The sequence below is a fragment of the Actinobaculum sp. 352 genome (assembly GCF_003957265.1).
Lineage (GTDB): Bacteria > Actinomycetota > Actinomycetes > Actinomycetales > Actinomycetaceae > Asp313.
This window is the reverse complement of the sequence record NZ_RQSN01000004.1, coordinates 154,460-179,311: the sequence shown is the minus strand read 5'-3', so window position 1 is coordinate 179,311 and position 24,852 is coordinate 154,460. Positions and strand designations below refer to the sequence as shown.

At 60.1% G+C, this 24,852-nt stretch carries 23 protein-coding genes; 14 read left to right on the top strand and 9 right to left on the bottom strand.

All coding sequences use genetic code 11. From position 1 onward, the window contains the following. The first annotated feature begins 8 nt into the window (after window positions 1-8). Window positions 9-317 carry a hypothetical protein gene (locus EKN07_RS05905; protein ID WP_108715996.1) on the top strand — a complete coding sequence of 103 codons (309 nt, stop codon included), beginning with the start codon at window positions 9-11 and terminating at the stop codon, window positions 315-317. On the opposite strand, the gene EKN07_RS12530 is transcribed toward EKN07_RS05905, so the two are convergent. After that, window positions 300-848, bottom strand: coding sequence for a hypothetical protein (locus EKN07_RS12530; protein WP_164546606.1), 549 nt, complete (start codon window positions 846-848; stop codon window positions 300-302). The two genes, EKN07_RS05905 and EKN07_RS12530, sit on opposite strands and share 18 nt — an antisense overlap. After that, window positions 776-1,075, bottom strand: coding sequence for a macro domain-containing protein (locus EKN07_RS05900; protein ID WP_241228145.1), 300 nt, complete (start codon window positions 1,073-1,075; stop codon window positions 776-778). Before EKN07_RS05900 ends, EKN07_RS12530 begins: the two co-directional genes overlap by 73 nt. A gap of 394 nt (window positions 1,076-1,469) precedes the next feature. On the opposite strand from EKN07_RS05900, the gene EKN07_RS05895 reads away from it, so the two are divergent. The 4 genes from EKN07_RS05895 to pflA all read left to right on the top strand — a co-directional run bounded on the left by EKN07_RS05895 (window position 1,470) and on the right by pflA (window position 6,003). Beyond that, window positions 1,470-2,246: an SDR family oxidoreductase gene (locus tag EKN07_RS05895; RefSeq protein ID WP_126145869.1), complete on the top strand. Its 777-nt coding sequence runs from the start codon at window positions 1,470-1,472 to the stop codon at window positions 2,244-2,246. A gap of 439 nt (window positions 2,247-2,685) precedes the next feature. Next, on the top strand, window positions 2,686-4,827 hold the full coding sequence (pflB, locus tag EKN07_RS05890) for a formate C-acetyltransferase (protein ID WP_241228144.1): 2,142 nt from the start codon (window positions 2,686-2,688) through the stop codon (window positions 4,825-4,827). A 49-nt stretch (window positions 4,828-4,876) separates the two neighbouring features. Next, a complete protein-coding gene (gene grcA2, locus EKN07_RS05885; protein ID WP_108715991.1) occupies window positions 4,877-5,128 on the top strand; it encodes an autonomous glycyl radical cofactor GrcA2 in 252 nt (83 codons plus the stop codon). Between the two features lie 8 nt (window positions 5,129-5,136). Further along, window positions 5,137-6,003 carry a pyruvate formate-lyase-activating protein gene (pflA, locus tag EKN07_RS05880; RefSeq protein WP_126145868.1) on the top strand — a complete coding sequence of 289 codons (867 nt, stop codon included), beginning with the start codon at window positions 5,137-5,139 and terminating at the stop codon, window positions 6,001-6,003. Window positions 6,004-6,109: 106 nt separating this feature from the next. Here pflA and EKN07_RS05875 read toward each other — a convergent pair whose 3' ends face one another. Further along, window positions 6,110-7,024 carry an acyl-CoA thioesterase domain-containing protein gene (locus tag EKN07_RS05875; RefSeq protein ID WP_108715989.1) on the bottom strand — a complete coding sequence of 305 codons (915 nt, stop codon included), beginning with the start codon at window positions 7,022-7,024 and terminating at the stop codon, window positions 6,110-6,112. 479 nt (window positions 7,025-7,503) lie between these two features. Here EKN07_RS05875 and malQ point away from each other — a divergent pair, with 479 nt between their 5' ends. The 3 genes from malQ to EKN07_RS05860 all read left to right on the top strand — a co-directional run bounded on the left by malQ (window position 7,504) and on the right by EKN07_RS05860 (window position 11,219). After that, window positions 7,504-9,648, top strand: coding sequence for a 4-alpha-glucanotransferase (gene malQ / locus EKN07_RS05870; RefSeq protein WP_108715988.1), 2,145 nt, complete (start codon window positions 7,504-7,506; stop codon window positions 9,646-9,648). Between the two features lie 335 nt (window positions 9,649-9,983). Next, window positions 9,984-10,223 (top strand): PTS transporter subunit EIIB, encoded by a 240-nt coding sequence (locus EKN07_RS05865; RefSeq protein ID WP_108716708.1) that lies wholly within the window; start codon window positions 9,984-9,986, stop codon window positions 10,221-10,223. 261 nt (window positions 10,224-10,484) lie between these two features. Then, a complete protein-coding gene (locus tag EKN07_RS05860) occupies window positions 10,485-11,219 on the top strand; it encodes a PTS glucose transporter subunit IIA (protein WP_108715987.1) in 735 nt (244 codons plus the stop codon). Between the two features lie 264 nt (window positions 11,220-11,483). On the opposite strand, the gene pepN is transcribed toward EKN07_RS05860, so the two are convergent. Both pepN and EKN07_RS05850 read right to left on the bottom strand, forming a co-directional pair. Then, window positions 11,484-14,045 carry an aminopeptidase N gene (gene pepN / locus EKN07_RS05855; RefSeq protein WP_108715986.1) on the bottom strand — a complete coding sequence of 854 codons (2,562 nt, stop codon included), beginning with the start codon at window positions 14,043-14,045 and terminating at the stop codon, window positions 11,484-11,486. A 211-nt stretch (window positions 14,046-14,256) separates the two neighbouring features. Beyond that, entirely contained in the window at window positions 14,257-14,685 is a 429-nt protein-coding gene (locus tag EKN07_RS05850; protein ID WP_108715985.1) for a hypothetical protein, read from the bottom strand. Between the two features lie 530 nt (window positions 14,686-15,215). Here EKN07_RS05850 and EKN07_RS05845 point away from each other — a divergent pair. From EKN07_RS05845 to EKN07_RS05830, 4 genes are all read left to right on the top strand, one after another. After that, a complete protein-coding gene (locus EKN07_RS05845) occupies window positions 15,216-16,412 on the top strand; it encodes an MFS transporter (RefSeq protein ID WP_164505502.1) in 1,197 nt (398 codons plus the stop codon). Window positions 16,413-16,496: 84 nt separating this feature from the next. Next, window positions 16,497-16,919 carry a hypothetical protein gene (locus tag EKN07_RS05840; protein ID WP_108715983.1) on the top strand — a complete coding sequence of 141 codons (423 nt, stop codon included), beginning with the start codon at window positions 16,497-16,499 and terminating at the stop codon, window positions 16,917-16,919. A 168-nt stretch (window positions 16,920-17,087) separates the two neighbouring features. Continuing rightward, window positions 17,088-17,684: a DsbA family protein gene (locus EKN07_RS05835; protein WP_108715982.1), complete on the top strand. Its 597-nt coding sequence runs from the start codon at window positions 17,088-17,090 to the stop codon at window positions 17,682-17,684. 136 nt (window positions 17,685-17,820) lie between these two features. Next, the gene (locus tag EKN07_RS05830; protein WP_108715981.1) at window positions 17,821-18,273 is read left to right on the top strand and encodes a DUF2087 domain-containing protein; all 453 of its coding nucleotides are present in this window, start codon (window positions 17,821-17,823) and stop codon (window positions 18,271-18,273) included. A 174-nt stretch (window positions 18,274-18,447) separates the two neighbouring features. Here EKN07_RS05830 and EKN07_RS05825 read toward each other — a convergent pair whose 3' ends face one another. Continuing rightward, window positions 18,448-20,448, bottom strand: coding sequence for a M13-type metalloendopeptidase (locus EKN07_RS05825; RefSeq protein WP_126145867.1), 2,001 nt, complete (start codon window positions 20,446-20,448; stop codon window positions 18,448-18,450). Window positions 20,449-20,544: 96 nt separating this feature from the next. Here EKN07_RS05825 and EKN07_RS05820 point away from each other — a divergent pair, with 96 nt between their 5' ends. Continuing rightward, entirely contained in the window at window positions 20,545-20,997 is a 453-nt protein-coding gene (locus tag EKN07_RS05820) for a ribose-5-phosphate isomerase (protein WP_108715980.1), read from the top strand. Between the two features lie 231 nt (window positions 20,998-21,228). Continuing rightward, window positions 21,229-21,861: a GyrI-like domain-containing protein gene (locus EKN07_RS05815; protein WP_108715979.1), complete on the top strand. Its 633-nt coding sequence runs from the start codon at window positions 21,229-21,231 to the stop codon at window positions 21,859-21,861. Window positions 21,862-21,889: 28 nt separating this feature from the next. Here the strand turns inward: EKN07_RS05815 and epsC are convergent, their stop codons facing one another. The 3 genes from epsC to EKN07_RS05800 all read right to left on the bottom strand — a co-directional run bounded on the left by epsC (window position 21,890) and on the right by EKN07_RS05800 (window position 24,837). Continuing rightward, window positions 21,890-22,468: a serine O-acetyltransferase EpsC gene (gene epsC, locus EKN07_RS05810; RefSeq protein ID WP_108715978.1), complete on the bottom strand. Its 579-nt coding sequence runs from the start codon at window positions 22,466-22,468 to the stop codon at window positions 21,890-21,892. Between the two features lie 120 nt (window positions 22,469-22,588). Beyond that, a complete protein-coding gene (gene cysK / locus EKN07_RS05805) occupies window positions 22,589-23,524 on the bottom strand; it encodes a cysteine synthase A (protein WP_108715977.1) in 936 nt (311 codons plus the stop codon). Window positions 23,525-24,144: 620 nt separating this feature from the next. Continuing rightward, complete coding sequence (locus EKN07_RS05800) at window positions 24,145-24,837, bottom strand: YigZ family protein (protein WP_108715976.1); 693 nt, start codon at window positions 24,835-24,837, stop codon at window positions 24,145-24,147. Window positions 24,838-24,852: the final 15 nt, after the last annotated feature.

The following is a 24,852-nucleotide window of genomic DNA, read 5'->3' as shown; positions in this document are numbered from 1 at the left end:
ACAGGCCAATGCGGATGCTCATGGCAATGCAGGTATTGACGGCGGCCGCCACACGCGGGGAAGAAGATGTGCCGTCCGCAGGTGAAGGCCTGATGTACAACATCCTCAGGTTCGACTTCTGGATCGCAGGTATCGCGATCACCGCCATCGTGATTGTCTGCGTTGTCCACCTCATCCGGAACCGGAACACACCGGAAGCGAACTCCGCGGAGCCGCCGGTTTATCCCAGCGATAAGGAGAGCTCTGAGTCGGCGTTCCTAGCTGCGCCAACTGCTCCCAGTGCGCAGGGCGACCACGAGTCACGGCGAACCCCGTGACTCGCGATCAGCACCCGCTATCGGTCGGTACTCGTGCAGCGCCTTCAACGGCTCTGGTGGATTGACGGGCAACGTGATTGCGTGGCCCGTCCGGCACACGTTGATGCGGACAACGGTCGACGACGCGGATGGCGGTGGGACCCCGCCTATTCGGCGGTTCCACGAAGGTTGCTCAGCAGTTCCGCCAAGTCGGTGGTCAACAGCAGCGCGCGGTCGACGATCACCTGCGGGGTGAAGGCCTGACCAAGGTTTGCACACATAGGTGGCATGCGGATTTGCGGCGGTTGATCGCCAGAAGGCGTACTTGATAATACCTGGTGTATCACCACCGACACTGAGTTCTAAGTACATCACCCGCCCCTCGGCGTGGCGTTGCAAGAAGTCGCGGTAGCGAGCTGCCGCATCGTGCCAGCCGTCGTCTTCCACGAAGGTGTCATCGGCACGCAGATTCGTCGTCATCAACTCGCCGCAGCGTGGGCAGAGGGCAAGCAGTCGGCTGGGCACCCGCAGGTCGCTCTGTTCGGCAACCATGTGGCGCACAATTTCCTCATTGTCATAAGTAGGTGCGTGGCACGGCACAGAACATTGCGGACCGTTTCGACGGCCATTGGCGCCGCCTCTTGGTGGGGGAAGTGGAATTCACCGGTTGAGATGCAGCTGAACATGATCGAGCCGAGCTCGTGATCCAGCGTGAGGGGCAGACAGGAGCGGTAGCAGGCGGCGAGTTGTTCGTGGGGCGCGGTAATGACGCGGTCCACCCATCGCTCCTTCACCTGCGGGTGGCCCGAACCTCGCGCATCGAGCCCAAGGAGAGACCGATCATCACGCCTCTACGTGCGGCGCCCGTCGCGCGGCTCCATGCCAGCCTCCTCTCTGCCGTGTGCGCGCTGTGCGCTGCCGGACAGCGAGGGACTAATGGCCGGCACCGTGTGGCGGCATGTTTCCGCAAGTGCTAGCAACCTAGAGAAGAGAACCCTTACAATTACCGGTGTCGGATTCGTCTGCTCGGCATAAGTGGGCCCACATAGAGGGTCGGCGCCACCGATGTGGCGAATACTCGGAACAGTGATCGAAATGACTGCCCTTTGCTAGCCGTTTCGGCACACCGAAGAACCGACCACAACATTGCCGATCCCAACGGAGGGGATTCACGTGAACCGCAACTACTTCGATCTTGCCGGCCGTGTCGCCATCGTTACCGGATGCTCAGCCGACCTCGGCGTGCAGATGGCCAAGGCCCTGGCCAGTGCGGGTGCCACCATCGTGGCGGTGGCACGCCGCAAAGAGCGTATCGACGCCGTCGCCAAGGAGATCGCCGACGAGTTCGGCGTGCCGACTCTCGCAGTGCGCTGCGATATCACCGATACGGTCGGCGTCGATGCCATGGTTGATACAGTCCTTAGCGAGTACGGGCGTGTGGATATTTTGGTGAACAATGCGGGTACCGGAGCAGTAGACAACGCTGAGGACATTACTGACGAGCAGTTCGAGAACGAGATGCAAATCGATCTCTTCGGCACCTTCCGTGTGGCCCGCGCCGTGGCGAAGAAGGCCATGATCCCCGCCGGTTACGGTCGGATCATCAATATCGCCTCCATGTATGGTCTTGTCGGCAATATGGTTGCCGGTTCCGCGCCATACCATGCGGCAAAGGGCGGTGTGGTCAATTTAACGCGTGCACTCGCTGCGGAGTGGGGCAAGCACGGCATTACGGTCAACTCGATTTGCCCGGGTTACTTCTATACCGACTTGACCACGGAGACCCTCGACTCAGACTTCTTCCAGCAGCACGCGAAGGCGAGCATTCCCGAGCAACGCTACGGCAACGAAGGGGAGTTGGATACGGCAGTGCTGTTCCTGGCCTCTCCTGCTTCCAGCTATGTCACCGGTGTGCCGGTTCCAGTGGACGGAGGGTACACCGCTATCTGAGCCGATCCAGCGGCCAGGCACGCACCACACGACTCGGTCAAGCACCTGCCACGTTTCGGCCAGGCACGCGCGGCACCTACCCGTCGATTAACGCTTTGACGGTGGGTGCCGCGGCCTCGGCCAGGCAGGCGTGCCGCCGTACCGCCTCGGCACCGCTCCCGCGCCCCGTACATCTGCGTCTCGATGGACCGCGACGCGCAGACCTCTGAGGTGGAGCAATCTCACATAAGCTGTGTCGCAGGGATGATAAATGGCGTGGATACAGCAAAGGAGTGTGTATGGCCTAACCGCGATCAGCCTGAAAAGGGGATCAAAGCGAGCAGTGTCACAGCATTTTTCGGCGTAATGGTGGACAATAGTCCTAGTCGGCCGCTTCGGTCGTATATGGTCATGTGGTCGGCGTACATGGTCATTTTGATCAAGACAAGAGAAACCCTTCATGAGAGGTGAAGCAATGGAGCGTACCGAGGAAGCCGTTGAGTCCTCTGTCGAACAGGCATGGGCTGGCTTTACTACAGGTAACTGGACGGAGAACATCGACGTCCGCGATTTCATCCAGAAGAACTACAGTCCCTACGAAGGCGATGCGTCCTTCCTAGAAGGAGCGACGGCGAAGACGCTCCGCCTCTGGGACACCCTTGAGAAGGACTACCTGTCGGAGGAGCGGAAGGTTCGCATTCTCGATGTCGATACCCACACTCCTGCCGATATCGATGCTTTCCCGGCCGGCTACATCAGCGATGACGACGACGTCGTCGTTGGCCTGCAGACCGATTCCCCGCTGAAGCGGGCCATGATGCCGAACGGCGGCTGGCGAATGGTTGAGACGGCGATCCGTGAAGCCGGGAAGGAAGAAGATCCCGAGATCAAGAAGATCTTCACCAAGTACCGCAAGACACACAATGACGCGGTCTTCGATATCTACACACCGCGCATTCGCGCCGCGCGTTCTTCGCATATCATCACCGGCCTGCCCGATGCGTACGGGCGTGGCCGTATTATCGGTGACTATCGCCGTGTTGCGCTTTACGGCGTGGACCGCCTCATCGCGGATAAGGAAACGATGCGCGACGCGGTGGTTGACCAGCCTTTCTCCGAGCATTGGGCACGCTACCGCGAAGAACACTCCGAGCAGATCAAGGCACTCAAGAAGCTGAAGAATATGGCGGCTTCATACGGGTTTGACATCTCTGGCCCGGCACAGAATGCCCGTGAGGCTGTGCAGTGGACTTACTTTGCCTACCTCGCCTCCGTGAAGAGCCAGGACGGCGCTGCCATGTCGATCGGACGGCTTTCCGCCTTCTTCGACATCTACTTCGAGCGCGACCTCAAGGCGGGCACACTGACCGAGGCGGAGGCACAGGAACTTATTGACAACATCGTCATGAAGCTGCGTATTGTCCGCTTCCTGCGCACGATCGCTTACGACCAGATTTTCTCCGGTGACCCGTACTGGGCCACATGGTCGGATGCGGGATTCGGCGATGACGGTCGGCCGCTGGTCACCAAGACGTCTTTCCGGCTGCTGCAGACCCTGCGCAATCTCGGTCCCGCACCGGAGCCGAATATCACGATCTTCTGGGACGAAAACCTCCCGGAGGGTTACAAGAAGTTCTGCGCCTCGATCTCGATTGAGACCTCGGCTATTCAGTACGAGTCTGACGGTCAGATCCGCGAGCACTGGGGCGACGACGCCGCGATCGCGTGCTGTGTTTCGCCGATGCGTGTGGGCAAGCAGATGCAGTTCTTCGGCGCGCGTGTCAACGCCGCCAAGTCGCTGCTGTACGCCATTAACGGCGGCCGCGATGAGATGACCGGCAAGCTGGTCGTTCCCGACCACGAAGGCGTTGTGGGCGACGGCCCGCTTGACTTCGACGATGTGTGGCAGAAGTATGAAGAAATGCTCGACTGGGTGGTCGGCACGTACGTCGAGGCTCTCAACATCATTCACTACTGCCATGATCGTTACGCCTACGAGTCGATCGAGATGGCGCTGCACGATTCCGAGATCACCCGCACCATGGGTTGTGGCATTGCCGGCCTGTCGATTGTTGCCGACTCGCTGTCCGCCATTAAGTACGCGAAGGTGACCCCGGTGCGTGACGAGACCGGGCTCGTCGTCGACTATGTAACGGAAGGCGACTTCCCGAAGTACGGTAATGACGACGACCGCGCCGATGACATAGCTGCCACGATCGTGCACACGATTATGAGTAAGATCCGTGAGATCCCGATGTATCGGGATGCCATTCCGACCCAGTCGGTTCTGACCATTACCTCTAATGTGGTCTATGGCCGCAACACCGGCTCGTTCCCCTCGGGGCATGTCAAGGGAACACCGTTCTCACCGGGTGCGAACCCGGAGAATGGCATGGATACGCATGGCATGGTCGCCTCCATGCTCTCCGTTGGCAAACTGGACTATAACGACGCGTTGGACGGCATCTCGCTGACCAATACGATCACCCCGTCCGGTCTGGGCCGCAACAAGGAAGAGCAGGTCACCAACCTGGTCGGTATCCTTGATGCCGGATTCGTCCCGGATGAGTCCTGCGCCGTCGATGCAACCAAGGGCGACTGAGTTTCGTTTACAAGACACTAACCAACAGTTAAAGAAAAGGAGCCGGAACATGGCAACCAAAACATACGAGGAGCGTCTGGCCTCAATGAAGGCGGCGCGCGAGAACGAGGGTGGCGTGCAGGGCCTGTACCACGCCAACATTAACGTTCTTGATCGTTCCACCCTCGAGGACGCAATCGAGCACCCGGAGAAGTATCCGAACCTGACGGTTCGCGTGTCCGGTTACGCGGTGAACTTTGTTAAGCTCACACGCGAGCAGCAGCTGGACGTGCTCTCCCGTACCTTCCATCAGTCCGCCTGAGGTTTTCAATGCCCAATGCGGTAATGGCGGCCGCCGGCGACCAGGACTTCCTGGCCCCGGCGGCCCGTCTGCAGGGAGCGGGGGCGGATGGCCTCGTCGAACTCACCGATCTGGAACGCGCGGATCGGTTGGCGCGTATGCGCGCGGGCACGCTGGGCTCGATTCATTCGTGGGAGCTCGTTACTGCGGTAGACGGCCCGGGTACTCGTTTGACGATCTTCCTCAACGGGTGCCCGTTACGATGCCTGTATTGCCACAACCCGGACACCTTCCTGATGCGCGACGGGCATCCGGTGGAGGCCGATGAACTGCTGCGGCGGATGAAGCGCTACCGGCGGGTGTTCGCTACAACCGGGGGAGGGATCACTCTCTCCGGTGGTGAGGTGCTTATGCAGTCGGCTTTTGTCGGCAAGTTGCTACGCGGCGCCAAGGCCATGGACATCCACACCGCTCTTGATACTTCCGGTTTTTTGGGGGCGAACGCCAGCGATGCGATGCTTAACGACGTCGATCTTGTGCTGCTCGACGTGAAGTCTGGCGACGAGGAGACCTACAAGAAGGTCACTGGGCGCATGCTGCAACCCACGATTGCCTTCGGGGACCGCCTGGCCGAGCGTGACATCGAAATCTGGGTCCGGTTCGTCTTGGTCCCCGGGCTGACCGACGATCCAGACAATATCCGCAAGGTTGCGCAGATCGCTGGTCGGTGGCCATCAGTCAGCCGAGTGGAGGTATTGCCCTTCCACCAGATGGGCCGCGACAAGTGGCATAACCTCGGACTTGAGTACAAGCTCGAAGGCACCAAGCCTCCCAGCGCCCAGCAGACGGAAGAGGCACGTGATATATTCCGCCGGGCTGGCTTCAAGGTGTTTTGAGAGGCGCTAATCGTGCCTTATTTGGATGCTCGAACGTATCCGAACGCTCGGAAGCGCTTGAGTTCGCCGGTAGGGCAGTGGCTCTCATCCGGTCGCATGCCCTCGATCAGTCCTCCCGGTGCGTCACGGTGCGGACCCGTACCATTCCTTCTTGCGACATGGTGGCGATGTGGCGGCCATTTTGGAAGAATTTGGCGATAACAAGTCCGCGGCCATTCTGCGCGGACGGGCTCTCCAGATCGGCCAGGATCCAATCCGACATATCGAAGTTGCGATGCCACCAGATGGAATGATCCAGGGTTGCCAGCGAGGCGTCCGTATTCGCCCAGTGGAGACCGGTTGCCCGCATAACCGGCTCCAGCATGAATTGGTCGGCGGAATACCCCAACATGGCCCGCTGCAGAAGTTTTGACGAGCCTTCTGGCATCGGGGAACGTGTGCGTAACCAGATCTGTTGATGTGTGCTGTGGTCTTCGGCGGGGCGAATATAGATATCGCCATCAACATGGCGGAGGTCGACGGCGTTCGTGGTTGACATGACATGCCCCCAATGCGAATCCAACCCTGCAAAAAAATCAACCGAGGATGGCAGATATTCGGGTGCGGGAGCATCCGGCATTGGAGTGCGGAAAGATGGACCGGGCTGGTGCAGTTGGAAGGAAACGCGTGCCGTGAAAATGATGTGACCGTTTTGCAAGGCGGAGACGTTTCGAGTTGAGAAGGAACGTCCGTCATTAAGTTCTTCAACCATGAACTCGGTGGGTACTTCGACCCTGCCGGGGCGCAGGAAGGCCGCGGTGATTGAATGCGCGAGTCGGATTTCCGGGGCTACCCCCAAGGTGTCTGAAGCTGCGACGGTTGCCTGGGCAAGAACTTGCCCGCCGTAGACGCGGCCGCTGAGCTGTGGCATGTTGTTGCCGCGATAACGGTTATTTCCAAGGCGCTCCAGGCGCAGTGTATTGAGCACCGAGGCCAGTGGTTCGGTATCGACCGACGGCAGCTCGACGGTAGTGGACGACATGGAACGAGTCCTTCACGGTTGGCTAATAACGCCATCATGTTACCTAAAGGAGCGGCTAGAGGGTGTGGCCGAACGGCCCTTCTGACACGGAATTGCGCACATCTGTGCAAAATCTGTGGCGGAAAGCGCGATCCAGATGTTGTCTGGCGCCTCGCACATGCAAGCGGTCCGTGTGATGTCCGGGCCGCTCCGGCCCATTGGATGCTCAGCGGGCCGAAGAAGTTCCCGATGGTGTCAAGGAGCGTTTCTTGCATGGCAGAAGGACAAATGGTTCAGGATGACCGTGTGAAGGCCGGTGTTTCCTCGGCTCTGGGGCTGCCACAGACTACCTCGGGATGTAAGAAAGTTACCGGCCGTTGCGTGAACCGCTCAGATTGCAACGCGACTTGCCGCAGACCTTATGAAAAAGCTTGCGGAATCTGGCAAGATATTTCTGAACGTGATCGAAGACGTCCGTGCTATGACACAGAGGGAGCGTCATGAGGGAAAACGTCCCGGATCGGGAACTGTTATCTCAGCTGGCACACGCTTGCGGCGTGGAGACAGAGTATTGGTCCTATGACGGCAACTTAACATCGGTGGCCGACCATACACTCGTAGCCGTATTAGCCGCCATGGGAATTGACGCGACCACAGAAGAGAGCGCTCGCGCATCTCTGGCCGACGTCGATATGCAGCCATGGCACAATGTTCTTCCCGAGTGTACGGTGATTCGCCGTGACACCGAAGGCACTGTTGCTGCCCATGTGCCCGATGGGGCATCCGTAACCTTGACGGCGGTGCTGGAAGACGGCGGTCAACGTGCCCTGACCCAGCGGGATGACTACGTTCCCCCGCGGTATGTCGATGGCACACTGATTGGCCGGGCGAGTTTCACCCTGCCTGCAAACCTTCCGTTGGGTTACCACACGCTGCGCGCCAGCGTCATCACCTCCGCCGCGGTGGAGTCAGTCGAATACGACGCGCCGCTTATCGTTGTGCCGCAGCGTCTCCGACTGCCGTCCGAGCGTGGAGCCTCGGGTTGGGGCATCATGGCGCAGCTCTATTCCACGCGTTCGCGTGACTCGTGGGGTGTTGGAGACACAGCTGACCTGAAGGAGATGTGTTCCTTCTTCGGTGCGAGCGGGGGCGATTTCATCCTCATTAATCCGTTGCACGCAGCGGAACCGGTTGGGCATATGTCACCGTCGCCCTATCTACCCGTCACCCGGCGCTTCTTCAACCCGATTTACATTCGCCCGGAAGATATCCGCGAGGTCGCCTATATGCCGGCCGCTCAACGGGCATTGGTGCACTGGGCGGCGGAGAAACCGAAGGCTGCGTCGCTGCGTAACGAGAACATCGACCGCGATAGCGTGTGGGAATCCAAGCGGCGTGCCCTTGAGGTGATTTTCAACTTCGGGCGTTCGGACGCCAGACAACGCGCATTCGAGCGATTCCGTGCCGAGGAGGGCCAGGGGCTGGAGGACTTTGCCTTCTGGTGCGCGCTGCGTGAGAAGTATGGCGAGGAATTCCCGGAGAATCTGGCGCGGCCCGATTCCGCCTATGCGGCGAATGAGCGCCGCGAATTGGCTGGACGCATCGACTTCTATGCCTGGCTGCAGTGGATTATTGACGCACAGCTTGAAGACGCGCAACGCAGTGCGTGCTCTGCCGGCATGGCGTTGGGGATTTTCCACGACCTCGCCGTCGGCGTTCATCCGCATGGCTCGGATGTCTGGTCGATTCCGGAGGCTTTCGCGGAGGGCGTGGGCGTGGGTGCCCCGCCGGATATGTACAACCAGCAGGGCCAAAACTGGTCTCAGCCGCCGTGGCGCCCGGACTCGCTGCGCCGGATGGCCTACGCGCCCTTGCGTGACATGGCACGGACCGTACTGCGGCATGCCGGCGCGCTGCGGGTTGACCACGTCATGGGGCTCTTCCGCCTGTGGTGGATTCCCGATGGGCATTGCCCATCTGAAGGGACGTATGTGCGTTTCGATCACGAGGCTATGGTTGGCGTCTTAATGCTGGAGGCCCGCCGGGCGGGCGCCGTCGTCGTGGGAGAAGATCTTGGAAACGTGGAACCGTGGGTACGTGACTACTTGCGTGAGCGGGGCATTCTTGGTACCTCGGTGATGCTTTTCGAGCAGGAGAACGGCTACTTCAAGGAACCCGGTGCATACCGCCGCGAGGCTCTGGTAACCGTGGACACGCACGACCTTCCGCCGGCCGCTGGGTATCTGGCGGGTGAGCATGTCGATTTGCGAGAGAGCCTGGGGCTTCTGACGGAACCAGCAGAGAAGGTCCGCAATGATGCCGCTGCGGAACGGCAGCGATTGTTGGAGCGGCTGCGCCAGCAGGAGTTGGTTGGGGAGGACCCGACGGAGCGCGAGGTGGTCGAGGCGCTGTACCGCTTTATAGCGCGCGCACCCGCCGAAATGCTCGGCGTGGCGCTTGTGGACGCGGTGGGCGAACGGCGTGCGCAGAATCAACCGGGCACTGATCAGGAGTATCCCAATTGGCGGATTCCGCTGGCCGATGGCAGCGAGCAGGTGGTGCTGGTAGAGGACCTGCCCAATAACGCGCGGCTGCAGTCACTGTTGGCAGCGTTCACGGCCGAGTTGCGAGCCGCGCGGCAATAGCAGTATGTGCGGCCGCGGCCGGGTGCGGATGGAACCGCCGTGGCGCGTTTAGACCGGCGCCGGCGCGTTGGCGCGGCCGAGATGCGGTTGGGCGGGCACAGGTGCGTTGGCGCGGTTGGACCGGGTTCGGATTGTTGTAGGCGCGGGTGTTCGCTTGCGCGCCCGCGTGCCGATGGCCGCGACGGGCGCCGGGCAGTCGATGCAGTTGGGGCTGGCCCGTTATGTCAACGCGCTGGCCGGTGTTTCACCAGCTTGCGGGACGTGTCGCCCTCGGGCGGCTATCCTTGAAACTGAACAGCATCGACCCGCCCTGGCTGGCGGAGAGTGGAGCGGACATGGATATCAGGTCGGAAGAGCTGCTTGACGCTGTTGGCGGCAAAGACAATGTGAACAACGTAGAAGCCTGCATTACTCGACTGCGCCTTGAGGTTAAGGATCCGGAGAAGGTCAATGAGGACGCGCTGCGCAACGCGGGCGCTTTCGGGGTGGTTCTGCAAGACTCCGTCGTGCAGGTGGTGGTCGGCCCGGTGGCCGACAACCTTGGCGAGTCGATGACCTCGCTGTTGGACGACTAACCAGACCACGAGCCCTGCCAGTGACAGGCCTGCCGGCGAGTCACTGCCGCGCCCGGCGTAGGGCGTAACAGCGCGCGGCACATCTTCCGGCACGGTGGGCTGAGCCGCTGCGGCGCAGCGCCTGGAGTGCGTTGGCTGCCCTCGGTACTCGGGTGGGCATCAGGCACCCGCCGTTTTCGCCTTGGCGGCATTGCCGCCCCGTGGTATCGCGATGTCACCGGGCGACGATCTCCGCCATCAATTCGGACTTTGAAGGAAACAATGCGTCTACATCTTCTTGCGCCGTTGTCGGGCGATATTCGCGCCATGGAGGATGTGCCGGATCCGGTGTTTGCCGCTTCCATGGTGGGGCCCGGATTCGCCATTGACCCCTTTGCTGGTGGGTTGACGGTTGTCTCACCGTGTCGTGGCGTTGTTCGCCAGGCCAAACCGCATGGGATCGTCATTGAGGTGTTGGGTGACGACGGCGAAGTTTCCGAGTCCGACGACGGCGGGCGTGGTGTGCGCGGTGCCGAGGGCAGTGAACGTGGTGTGAACGGAGCCGTCGGCAGCGCAGGAAGCGAATCCGGGCGTCAGGCACCTGCCGCGATTCAAGAGACGGATGCCGCCCGGCCGGGCACAAGGTTGAAGCAGTTGGGAAACGACGTCGGCGAGCCGGGAGGCGAGACGGCGGCGCTGGTGGCTGACGCTGCGGGCCCGGGGACGGATGTTGCGGGCACGGAAACGCACGGTGCGGGCGTCGGGACGCTCAACGTTATCGTGCACCTCGGCCTTGACACCGTGCACCTGGCTGGAGAGGGATTCACCGTTCTTGTTTCCCCGGGCGACTGCGTCTCGGCGGGCCAGCCACTTGTGCTATGGAACACCTCGGTCGCGCAGCGGGCGGGATATTCGCTCTGTACGCCCGTTGTAGTGGTCGGGGCGCAGCAGGGTGACCTGCGCCTCCTGGCTGAGGGACGCGTTGAGGCGGGCACGCCGTTTTTTGAGGTGCAATAGCCATCCGCAGGGCGCCAGAGTCCTTCGTGTCGGTGAACAGTTCTTGAGCGCAAGGTATGCCAGGGGAAGCCCCAAGCCACAGGCAAAGGAAAGCGCAGTCCCCGCGCGCGGGTCATGCCAGGGCGAGAAGTGTCGGGAATTGCGAGAAGTGTCGGGTTTTTCGCGGAGTTTCTTGAAAAACCCGACACTTCTTAGCGTGGCAGCATCCACTTCTTAGTGGGAGCGCGCCCTCTCTTAGGGCGACCGGTCCCACACGTGGTGCGATTACGCCCCTGCCGCGTCGACTTGCTGAGCGCGCAGTGCACGATGCGCTGCATCTACCACTTCGGAGACCAGCCGGACGCATGCCGGTGCAGTGCTCTCGGAATGCTCTGCCAGCCACGCATCTCCCAGTGCCACAAGGTCAACCCCCAGGTCGGTGCGACCCGTCAACTGCAAGGGGAATGCGTATTCCAGCATATTGGACGCGGTTTCCACCGTGTGGTTATCCCACTGTGCCTCGGCATCCGCAAAGTAGCGCTGCGCGTAAGGAACCAGTGATTCTGCTTTTGCCCGCGCCGATCCCAGGCAGAGATTCCGCTGCACGGTGTTACTGACCTCGTGCCCGGTGATATCGCTCCACACAGCCTCCCGCACGGCGGCGTCGGGTAAAGCTCCGCGAGCCTGGGCGGAGTAGATCTGCCCATAACTCGTGGTGTCGCGTTCGTATTCGGCAGCGATCTCCGCCTCGCCGATGCGCCCGGCCGCAGCCAGCGCTACGAGAATCGTCCACCGCACCTCGGCGTCGACGTCGTACCCTTCGGGAACGTTCACACCGTCGAGCCATCCGGCAATCAGGTCCAACTGTTCATCGGTCACCGCCAGCCTGCCGGCTGCCGCAGCGATCTGCAGCTGGTGATCCGAACCTGGGGCGGCCTGCTGAAGAATCTCGAACATGGTGTTGGCAACATCGAGCCGTAAGGCCTCCCGATGGGCGGGAGCCGAGTACAGATTTGTTGCGGTGACAATGTTATTCAGCGCCAGACGCAGTACGGTTCCGTCGGTTTCATCGCGGACCGCCTTCAGCGCAATCTGCAAGAAATCGGTTGCGGCGATCTCGGCGTCGCGGCACATATCCCAGGCGGAGAAGAACACGATGGAGCGCGCCAGATGATCGTCGAAGGCGTCAAGGTGCTCCACGGCGGTATTCAGTGACTGCTCGTCGAGGCGGATCTTGCCGTACGCGTGGTCGCCGTCGTTCAGCAGAATCAACGCCGGCCGCGGTTGACCGGCAAAATCGGGAACGGGAGTGAGCTCGCCGTCAATATCAAGTTGTGTGGTCAGTGTGCGCACAAGCTTCCCCTCGACGAGGTCGAACCCGGCGACGCCGATGCGGTGCGGCCTGAGAGAGGCGGGGCCATTGCCTGTTTGCACAATGGAGAGTTCGCTGACGACGCCGTCCCGCTCCGTGATGCTGGGGGAGAGGGTATTCGGCCCGGCCTCCTCTAGCCACAGCTTGGTCCAGGAGGAGAGGTCGCGCCCCGAGGCCACTTCAAGCTCGGAGAGCAAATCCTGTAAGGTGGCGTTCCCCCACGCATTCTTCGCGATGTAGCTACGCACGCCGGCCAGGAACTCCTCCTGACCCACCCAAGCAACCAGCTGCTTCAGCACGGAAGCACCCTTGCCGTAGGTGATGCCGTCAAAGTTGACCAGGACATCCTCGATATCGCGAATATTGGCGGCAATCGGGTGTGTGGAGGGCAGCTGGTCTTGGGCCAGAGCCCACGTTTTCTCGGATGCAAGGAATGTGATCCAGGCATCCGACCAGCGGGTGTTGCCAACGGCTGCCAGGTGGCTCATGTACTCGGCGAAGGATTCATTCAGCCACAGGTCATCCCACCACTTCATGGTGACCAGGTCACCGAACCACATATGCGCCTGCTCGTGCAGGATAGTAATGGCGCGGCGGTCAACCATGGCGGCGGTCGGCTTGGTGCGGAATACGTAGGATTCGACGATCGTCACATTGCCCGGATGCTCCATGGCGCCGGCGTTGTACTCCGGGCAGAAGATCTGGTCGTACTTCCGGAAGGGGTAGGGATGGCCGTAGTTCGCCTCGTAGAACTCGAAGCCCTGCCGAGTAATGGTGAAGATCTCCTCCGCATCCAGGTATTCGACCAGCGACTTGCGTGCCCACACTCCCAGCGGGATTTCGCGGCCATCGGTTGATTGATAGACCGCTCCGTCGACGCCGTCGTACGGTCCGGCAACGATAGAGGTCAGATAGGTGGAGATGCGCTCGGTGGGAGTGAAGCTCCAGCGGGCGACGCCGTCGCCAACCAGTTCTGGTGCAGGCGAGGGCGAGTTGGAGAAGACACGCCAGGAAGCCGGTGCGGTCACGGTGAAGGTGAAGTCGGCTTTCAGGTCGGGCTGTTCGAAGCAGGCGAAAACGCGGCGGGCATCGGCCACCTCGAACTGGGAGTAAAGGTAGACCTCGCCGTCGGCCGGATCAACGTAGCGGTGTAGTCCCTCACCGGTACGCGAGTAGTTCATGGTGGATTCCACGCGGAGGGTGTTGTGTTCCGCGAGATCGTTCAGCGCGATGCGGGAGTCCGCGAAAAGCGAGGTTGGGAGTTCTTGCCCGTTGAGCACGATGCGTTCAACGGACTCGGCTATAAGATCGATGAACGTTGAGGCCCCCGGCGTAGCGGAGAAATCGATCTCGGTGACCGATGGGAAGATTGTCTCGGATTCACCGGTCAGATCGAGGGTCACTCGATAAGATTCGGTGGCGACGAGGCTTGCGCGTTCCGCAGCCTCGGCACGTGAGAGGTTGGTGCCCGGCATGGGTATCCTTTCCAAAAATTCAGGCCCAGATATAGAACAAGGTCAAGCTTACGCGAAAGCGTGAGCTGCGGTTTGGGAGGTGTGGCTGGGGAGCTGTGGTGTGCGAGGAGCGGTGAGAACCGGAGGATCTATGACTCGAGTACCCAACGCGGCGGCTAGCCAGTTGCCGCCCACGGCTTGTCACAGTGCTGGTTCCGCTTCGGAATACCGACTACGGGCCGGTATCGGGTATGGGGGAGTGAGTGGCGGAGGCTTCGTCGGGGCACTGGATGGCGACGAGTGCCGAACCGTTGTCGGATCGTGTGGGATGTGATTCTAGGACGGTGATGGTGCAGCCGAGCACTTCCTCAGAAGAACCGACGGCGATCGTGGTATGAGTAGCATGGTTGCCGTCTCGAGCGAAACTGACACCAACATTCGTGGTACTTACGGACGTGACAACTATCGAGTAGTCGCCGAAATCGAGCGGGCCTCGTTCCGGTAGACTCATCGCTTGGTTGCGAAGTACTTCGATTTCGGGGCTCAGCTCCGGGGTGCCTTGCGGAAGCGGCCGCCAGAACACTACGTAGACGGCTGCTCCAATGATCACTGCGAGTGACGCGAGTATTGCGACCAGTCGTTTCTTCGTGAGGGTGACCATAGCGTGTCGTGTACCTTCCCGGTGAGTTGCGCAACTTGATCAGAGCTTAACAGCCCAGAGTTCTCACATGCCAGATTGTTTGTCTGAAAGCGGCGAAAGCGATTTCGAGGTCGTTGATACTCACGGATGTGTTTGATTTGGAGAAGTGGAAAGCGACCAGGAAGCTATGGCTTGATTTTTAGGTCTGTACTCGTGCGAGTCGGCAGCCGGGCGTGAGATGGCGGGTACCCAGATTCGGTTGTGAATCGCTACAGAGAGATTCTCGATTGCACCCACCGGGAACTGCAGAGACGCCTAAAACGTGGGTGCGCTCAGAATCATAGGAACACTCAAGACGCCGGAGGCGCCATGGACTCTGGTGACGGCCGAAGCAAGCTATACACAGGCTGGACCCACGAGATGCCCCGGGAATATTATTCGCGGCCACTGTCGTACCGTTCATCCAGAACTGCATGGACGACTTACACAGGTACAATCAAGCGAAGGCAACACCATCGCCCCATTCGGTGAAGGGGAGTCCGGGGAGTTACATGTCGCCATTGTTTTCCAATTCACCTATACGCGAGCGGCTTTTTCGGCGCTACTTCCTCAGCCAAGCCGTGAGCTGGTGCGGTACTTCAATGGCTCCGATTGCGGTGAGTTTCGCGGCGATTGATACCGGAGACTCGCTGGGTGGGCTGGGCTTAGTGCTGGCCGCACGAGCGGTGGCAACGCTGCTATTTGTTGTTGTCGGCGGTGTGATTGCGGATTCTCGCTCGAAGGTCAAGCTGTTGCAGGTCTGCTGTTTGACCGCAGGGCTGACACAGTGCGTTGCCGCGTGGCTTTTGTACACCGCGTTAGCCACCGTCTACTCGCTAGCGGTTTTGGAGTTTATCAATGGAGCCGCCGCAGCATTGATGATGCCCGCGACTCAGTCAATCATTCCGGAACTGGTTGCCATGAAGCGACGTAACGCGGCGAACGCACTCTTGCAACAAGTCCGTGCCACTTTGGGCGTCATCGGTCCCGTTGTAGCTGGTGTATTGGTCACGGCGTGGGGCACGCCTGCCTGCCTAGCCGTCAACGGGATGTGTTGGCTGTTTGCCATGATGCTGCTCTTCGGGATCAAAACTGATGCAGTCGCGGCGTTGGAGCCACCCGTGCAAGCCCTGCTCGAAGGCTGGCGATACTTCATTCGGGTTCCGTGGCTTCGGGCCGTGGTGGCTTCATTCACGCTACTCAACGCCTTGATAGCACTCGGCACGACGACGATCGGCCCGTGGGTCATAGGGGAGGAACTGAGTCGTTCCTCGTGGGGCTTTGCACGGTCGTTCCAGGCTATCGGCCTGCTCGCCGGTTCGTTGATTGCAGCGCGCGTTTTCTGGAGTAGGCCGCTGTATCGTTCAATGATCATGTGCGTTTGCCAGGCACTTCCATTCTTGGTCATCGGATACGCGCCCACCGCCGCTCCACTGCTCTATTTGGCCTTCTTTGCTGCCGGTACGTCGATCGCTTTTCAGAGTCTGGCCTGGAAGAACGTGATGCAGGCCGATATTCCTCAGCATCTGCTATCACGAGTCTTTGCGATTGACATGCTTGGTTCGCTTGTCGCTGTTCCGGTTGGCCAGGTATTAGCTGCTCCACTGATGAACCATCTGGGGCTGGAGACGACTGAGCTGATGTGTTTTCTTCTCGCCGCGGCTGGGCTGTTCTTGTGCGTACTGGAGCCTTCTCTGCGACGTCGGTAATGGCCACGTGTTCATGGAACATCTAACATGTTGCACAGCCCCTCAGTCAGGTGCACGGCTGCGTGCGCGCGAAGGAGTGCCGAGATGTCAGTGGGATTCTGCGTCATAACTGTGACCTCTGATCAGCATATGTTCGATGCGGAGACCTTTCTGCAATGGGCCCAGGAACGATGGCCGCGGTGTCGGGTCATGCGGCATGACCCCGGCAGGTACATCAGTGATGCAGAGTTCGAAGTGAATCCAGCCGATGGCCCGCTTTTCCTTGTGATTCACTTTCCAGGTGGCGGACTTGTGTCAATAGATGGCGGCTCGGAGCAGATAGCCGAGGCCGCGGTGTGGCTGCGGGAGGTACATCCTGACCCTGACTTGGTGCTCTGGTTCACCGACGGCGACTTCAGCGGGCATACCGTGTTGTTCCCCGGTATCAGCGCCGAGGAGGTCTATAGCGGTTGGGTCAAGCACAGTGAGCACGACCCCTTTGCGGAATATCCGGACTATTTCAAATAGGCTTGGTGCTCATACGGAAGGTGTTGCCTTTATCGAGCGTGGGTGACGAAGATCCGGGCTGTGTCGAATGGGCGCGGGGGCATCAGATGGATGGTGTGAATCAAACTTGGCGTGACAATGCGGCACGTATCACTGGCGTACCGCGCTGCGAGGGTGTTCGATAGAGGCATGAGTACTACCGTTGATTTCTGGTTTGATGCGTCGTGCCCCTGGACATGGATTACCTCCCGCTGGCTTGTGGAGGTGTCCGAGGCGCGCGGTTTCTCCGTGAACTGGCACGCTTTTTCTCTCGCCGTTCTTAACGAGGACAAGGACATCGCCGCCGACTACCGTGCGCACGTCGAAGAGGGGCGTCTGGGTGCGGAGGTGGCCGCCGCGGTTGAGCAAACACTGGGAAGCGAAGTGCTGGGGCGTTTCTATACCGAGCTTGGCACAAGGCATTTCGTGGGTGGGCGTCTGAATGAGCGTGATGCTTTGGCTGAGGCGTTGGCCGCCGTTGGCGCACCTGCCGATCTGATTGACCGAGCGGGGGAGTATGCTGACGTTGTCCGTGCCTCCACGGCTGCTGGTTTGAAACTGGTGGGCGACGAAGTGGGTGTGCCCATTATCGCCTTTGACGGCGTGGCTTTCTTCGGTCCGGTGATCTCGCCCGCTCCGCACGGTCAGGCGGCGCTTGACCTGTGGGATGGTTGTGTGGCGTTGGCCCGCACCCCCGGTTTCTTCGAGTTGAAGCGCAGCCGGAACGTCGGCCCGATTTTTGAGTGAGGCGAATGCGGTTGGGCTTGTACCGAGGGGGTTAACAGCTTTCTCGGTGTGCCCCGGATTGGGCCGTGGTTCCCAGTATGCCAAGCTACGTGTTCGCCTTGATTCTGTTCTTGACCGTTAAGGAGACTGTTGCGTAATGGTGGCTCAACCCGTGTCTGAGATACGTTTGCTTCTCAATGTGCTGTGTGCGCCCTCGCTACGAAAAGAACTCGCAGCCGTTCTCAGCGGTGACCGCACTCAGTCAGCGCCGGTCAATCGGCTTTCCTTCGTTGACGCGACGGGTCTAAACGCGGATGCGCTGCAACAGCTACGCGCCGCGGTTACCGAAGCTCTTGATGTAGAGGCTATTTTCGAGCAAGGGCCCATCGAGCTTCCGGTGCAGGAAAGAAGACGTCTTCCTCTTGCACGGAGGGCATGCGAAGAGGTCTTTCGTCGTAACCGCTGGCAATCGTGTACTGAAGTTGAACTGAATGCGGCGCTGGCGGTTTTTGTCGATGATGTTGCGCTGGCCCGCCGCGACTGCGTGGACAACGGGATACTGCAGCGGGACGCAGGGGGACGCCGCTATCGCCTCGCGACGACTCCCTAAGGTCAGTGGCCTGGTGGTCGGTATCGGTTACTCAACTGACATTTGCCGGCGTACGCAACCGGCGTGAAACTCAGATTCGGTCCGCGTCTCGTTGTCCGATTCATGGTTTGCGGTCGATGACGAAACCGATACCGCCACACGGCAGAACATTTGGCGGGCAACTATACGTGACAGCTACCAGATACGTACTCGTTCTTCGGGAGGCAGGTACAACTCGTCACCCGGTTTCACATCGAACGCCTCCGCAAAGGCGTCAACGTTCTTCACCACGCCATTGCAACGGAACTCGGCGGGCGAATGCGGATCGGTGGCGAGCAAGGTTTGCATTATCTCCGGGCGCCGCTTTTCCTGCCAGATCCGCGCATAGGAGAGGAAAACACGCTGCACGCCGGTATAACCGTCGATCACAGGAGCGTCCGCGAGGGTCTTTCCTTCCCGGCGCAGCGCAATGCCGTAGGCCTTCAGGCCGATTGTCAGGCCGCCGAGATCGCCGATATTCTCCCCGAGCGTCAATGCGCCCTGCACATGGTGGGGGCTATCCGGCTCAAACTCGCCGGGAATATACGCGTCATACTGTTCCACAAGTGCTTTCGTCCGCTTTTCAAATTCGGTGCGATCCTCGTCTGTCCACCAGTTGTTCAGCGAGCCGTCTGCCGAGTACTTTGAGCCCTGATCGTCGAAACCATGCCCGATTTCGTGGCCGATCACCGCGCCAATACCGCCATAGTTCAGGGCATCATCACGGTTGGGATCGAAGAAGGGGAACTGCAGGATTGCGGCGGGGAAAACGATCTCATTCCACGTCGGCTTGTAGTAGGCGTTAACCGTTTGCGGTGACATCAACCATTCGCTGCGATCCACCGGCGCGCCGAGCTTGGCGATGTCGCGGTTGAACTCGAAGCGAGTGGCCTGGCGAACGTTTTCCACCAGATCGTCACCGATCTTCATGGCAGAGTAGTCCTGCCACTTTTCCGGGTACCCGATCTTAGGATCGAAGGAGTCGACCTTCTCAAGTGCCTTCTTCTTCGTTTCCTCTCCCATCCAGTCAAGTTGCGTGATGGATTCCCGATAGGCTTGCAGAAGATCCGCGACCAACTGTTCCATTTTCGCCTTGTATTCGGGTGGGAAGTGCCGTTGCACGTAGAGTTTACCGATTGCCTCGCCGAGTGCGCCGTTGACCAGTTGTACGCCGCGCTTCCACCGCTCCTTCTGTTCTTCCGCTCCCGTCAAGGTACGGCCGTAGAAGTCGAAAAATGCCTGATCGATCTCCTCGGTGAGATACTTCGAGTAGGCGACGGCGATCCGCCAGCGAGTGTAGGACTTCAACTTCTCCAGCGGAAGTTCAGCCCACAGCCGGGCGCTTCCAGAAAGAGCATCCGGATTCAGGACCAGTACATCCGCCAGTTTCTCCTCCGTCAGCCCCGCCGCCGCGACCGCACCATCCCAATCGAAGCCGGGGGCTGATCCTGTGAAGGCACTCCACTGCATCGGGTTGTTGACCTTGTCCAGGTCGCGCGTATCGACGACGTTCATATGATGTGCGGCGATAGCGGCTTCAACATCGATAATTGTGGCAGCCTCGGCTGCGGCGTCGTCGGCGGACAGTCCGAAAACCAGCGAAAGCATTTTCGGAACGAAAGCCTTGTATGCCGCGAGCACCTCGGCGTGTTGGGGCTCGCGATAGTAGGCCTCATCGGGAAGCCCAATCCCGGACTGTGAGAGGAAGGCGATATTACGGTTGGGATCATTGAGGTCAGAGTCAACACCGAAGCTGAAGAAGGTGCCCACGCCGGAAGCAAGTAGTTGCCCGACGGCGGCGGCAAGTTCAGCTTTATCTGACGCAGTTGCAACCAGTGCTAAATCACTATCCAGTGGTGATGCTCCGCGCGCATTGGCTGTTTCGGTATCCATCCACGAACGGAAGAAGCTGGCGATCTGCTGTGCCTCACCTTCAGCGGGGGCCAAGGCGACGAGTTCTTCAATGATCTCGTGCACCTGCTGTTCGGCTTCCACATGTAGTTTCATGAAGGAACCGTAGGAGGAGAGGTCGGAAGGAATCTCTTGGGTGGCCAGCCATGTGCCATTGATGGCATGGAAGAGATCGTCTTGAATGCGGACCGCGGAATCCGCGCCCTCCAGCACCGGGCCGAGCGAGTCAGTATGCGTTTCTGTCATGCGCCAAGCATACAGGCAGGCTCCGACATGGCCGTGGCGAAAAGACCTGCCGTCATGTCCTAAAATTGTGTCGGAGTAACCCACTACCATGGAAACATGCGAGTACACATTGCAACCGATCATGCCGGTTTTGAACTGAAAGAGTACCTAGTGCCCAAGCTGCGGGAGGCGGGTTACGAGGTTGTTGACCACGGAGCCTCCACATACGACAGTCTGGACGATTATCCTCCCATGTGCATCGCGTGTGGTGAGGGCGTCGTCGCCGATCCAGGCTCGCTCGGCATTGTGATTGGCGGTTCGGGCAACGGCGAGCAGATTGCCGCGAATAAGGTGACGGGCGTGCGGGCCATCCTCGCCTGGAATAAGAGCACGGCAGCTCTCGGCCGCGAGCACAACAACGCCAATGTCATCTCCGTTGGCGCTCGCCAGCATAGCGTCGAAGAGGCATGGGAGCTTGTGAAGACCTTTCTGGAGACCCCGTTCAGCGAGGATCAGCGTCACCAGCGTCGCATCGATCTACTGGCGGATTACGAGGCCTCCCGCAGCTGACGATAGCCGGGTGATACTCGCGTCAAGGCAAGCATCACAGTTTGCCACGCGGGTAGCACCCGCTGCCCAAACGCCTGCACCTTCGTGGTTGCGGGTCCGCCCTGGGTGTTGCGGGTCAGTCGCTTGTTTTCTTGCGCTCTGAGGGTGCGAGCGGCATCTCTGCCCAGAGCCTCTACCATAGGTGCGGAGGCGCAATTCCGCGCGATGGGCAGAGCGGGAAAAAGGTGCACTGTGGCATTTGATTTCAAGAAGGAGTACAAGGAGTTCTACCTGCCGCCGAGGAAACCGGGCATCGTCACGGTGCCTGCGATGAACTTCCTTGCGGTACGAGGTAGCGGTGATCCCAATCTTGAGGACGGGGAATACAAGCAGGCGATCAACCTGCTGTACAGCGTCGCCTTCACCATCAAAATGAGCAAGATGGGCGATCACCGGATTGCGGGGTATTTTGACTACGTGGTTCCGCCGCTGGAGGGCTTCTGGTGGCAGGACGGCGTCGCCGGGGTCGACTACGCCCGCAAAGCTGACTTCCAGTGGATCTCTGTGATCCGCCTACCTGACTTCGTTACGCGGGACGAGTTTGCCTGGGCTATCGGCGAGGCAACGCGAAAGAAGAATGCCGACTTCTCTGCCGTGGAGTACCTGCCACTTGATGAGGGGCTATGCGTTCAATGCATGCACATCGGACCCTATGACCGCGAACCTGCGACCGTGGCGTTGATAGATGACTTCGCCACACAGCAGGGATACGTTCTCGACATTACACAGGAGCGCCACCACCACGAAATTTACCTCAGTGATGCGCGCAAGGTGGCACCGGAGAAGCTCAAGACGGTAATCCGCCACCCGGTACGAAGTGCGTAGATTCCGCCGCTATCAGAGTCTGCCGCTGTCAGATATACATCGCCGGGTCGATGGTGTAGGCCTCGGATGCGCGTTGATGTAACTTGGCGGGAACCCCCACGGCGGTGGTTTTCGGTGGGACGTCTTTGACGACGACGGCGTTAGCTCCCACTCGAGCGCCGTCACCCAATGTGATCGGTCCGAGAACCTTTGCGCCGGCACCGACGACGACGCCGTCGCCTAACGTCGGATGGCGTTTTGTGGGCTCAAGCGATGTGCCGCCGAGGGTGACACCGTGGTAGAGCATGCAGTCCTCGCCGACCTCAGCGGTCTCGCCGATCACTACGCCCATGCCGTGATCGATGAAGAAGCGACGCCCGATTTTCGCGCCGGGGTGGATTTCGATGCCGGTCAGTCCGCGCACGGCCTGCGAGAGCAGGCGTGCCGGTAGACGCAGGCGCGGGGAGGATTCCCACATGGCGTGTGCGACCCGATAACCCCACAATGCGTGGACGCCGGAATAGGCAAGGGCAACTTCGACATTAGATCGTGCCGCAGGGTCATGGTCGCGCGCTGCTTTCAGATCCTCGCGCAGCAACTCCCGCAGCCGTGGTTTTGCCTGTCCCATCGTGCAGTCTCCTTCTGTTGCCCGGCCCTCCCGCGCTCAATTTCAGCACGGTGCCCAGGTCAGAATGTTATACGGGTGGGCCGGTACCACGAGGCACCGGCCCACGGCCATTTTCCTGTCTCAGTCAGCGAGTCCCTCAAAAAGCGGCGTCGAAACGTAGCGCTCTCCGAAGTCCGGAACAATGGCGACGATTGTCTTACCAGCCGCTTCCGGGCGCTTGGCAATCTGCAGGGCGGCCGCAATCGCGGCCCCGGAGGAGATACCAACCAGTAATCCCTCTTCGGTAGCAGCCCGTCGCGCGGTAGCCAAGGCGGCATCGCTCGGCACGGTGATGACTTCGTCGTAGATGTCTGTGTCTAGTACGTCCGGCACGAAATTCGCGCCGATGCCCTGGATTTTGTGCGGACCCGCCTTGCCTTCGGAAAGGAGCGGCGATTCAGTCGGCTCAACGGCAACAAGCTTGATATCCGGGTTGTACCGGCGAAGAGTCCGCCCGGAGCCGGTAATTGTTCCACCTGTACCTATGCCGGAGACGAAGTAGTCAACGTTGCCGTCGGTATCGGCCCAGACCTCTTCCCCGGTCGTCTTCTCGTGAATGCGAGGGTTGGCCTCATTGGCGAACTGCGAGGCCAATACGGCGCCCGGTGTGGAGGCGACAATTTCCTTCGCCTTATCCACTGCGCCCTGCATTCCTCCGGCGGGGTCGGTGAGGATCAGTTCGGCACCGAAACCGCGCAGAAGAGCGCGCCGCTCACGCGACATGGACGACGGCATGGTCAAAATGACCTTGTAGCCGCGCACGGCCCCTACCCATGCCAGGCCGATACCGGTATTGCCGGATGTTGCCTCCACAATCGTTCCACCTGCAGGCAGCTGGCCGGACTCTTCGGCGGCATCAACGATGGCGACGGCGATACGGTCCTTCACGGAATTGGCGGGATTGAAGTACTCGAGCTTGACGAGCACGGTGGCTTCCGAGCCATTGGTCAGACGGTTGAGACGGACGAGCGGGGTGCCGCCAACAAGTGCGGTAGCGTCGGCGTGAATATTAGACATGGGAAACTCCTTTTACGTGCAAATGCCTATGAATTCTCGAATTCTCGTGGGAATGATGATGCTCAGATGGGGAGCTGACGAGCGTCAAGCGTGCGCGGGCGCACCAGTAAAGCCTGACGCCCTAAAGACACAGACAGCACATGCAGAAGGAGGGACGGCGAGTTGCGTGCATCATGAGGTCCCCTCCTTCTTTTTCTCCATGGACGACGTGATTAACACTCGCACACTCGCTGGCTGTTGTCCAATCTTTGAGGTGATTGTCTCTCATAGCGAAATACGATGCGGCAAGGGGCGGTGGTGCAGCGGGTCTGGAGGTGTAGTGAGTTCGGTGGTGCAGTGCGTCTGGAGGTGTAGTGAGCCTGGTGGTGCAGTGAGTTCGGTGGCGCGGGCGCGTTGACCAGGTCGTGTCCAGGTGTTGTTGTCGAGTCCGTGCGTAGCGCGGCGGCAACCGCGTTGTATGCCGCCCGCAAGAGTCCAGCGCCATTGAGCCTGTGTGAAGATCGGCCGTGACTGCGTGGATGATCATAGCCTATGCGTAAGAGTGGGCGCGTACTTCAACGTTGCGGCTTGGACGTGACGAGCCACGCTAGAGTTACGTTGGGTCTGCTCCCAGCTGCCTGTTACTGACCGGGCGTTTCTCCGTCAGTGACTGCCTTCCCGGAGCGAATATGCCCCCAGGGGCGTTCGACGACGGCGCTGCCTTCCTGTTTAAGCGTGATGGCGCCGCCGGAGAGCTGCGCCAGCTCAGCGTGCAGACGCTCGCCGGCGTCGGTCATCACAGATACTCGCACGCCATCTTCCAGGTATTCTGGTTCGACCGTTTCCCCGGCTTCAAAAACCTTTGCGATGTAACGCCCGGCATAGTCGTGGGGCAGGAATGCCTGCCAAATAGGGACGTGTTGCCGTTCTACGAGTTTCGCTCCCTCGAGGCATTCGCGAACCGCATCGGAGTATGCGCGCACAAGGCCGCCCGTGCCCAAGAGGGTACCGCCGAAATAACGCGTGACTACGGCGACGATGTCGATAACTCCGCTTCCCGTCAGCACGTCTAACATGGGACGTCCGGCAGTTCCGGAGGGCTCACCGTCGTCGGAGGAATGCGATTGCGGGGCCGCTCCCGAAACGGAGACGAGGAAAGCGGTGCAATGATGCCGAGCATCGGGTGTTGCAGCACGTTCGGCGTCGATGAACGCGCGAGCTGCTGCGGCATCGGGAACTCGAGCTACCGCAGCCAAGAAACGTGAGCGTTTGACGACGATTTCATTCCGCAATGCGCTGCGCTGGGCCGCAGAGGAAAGCAGGATCGGGTTCACCCTTCCATTGTGGAC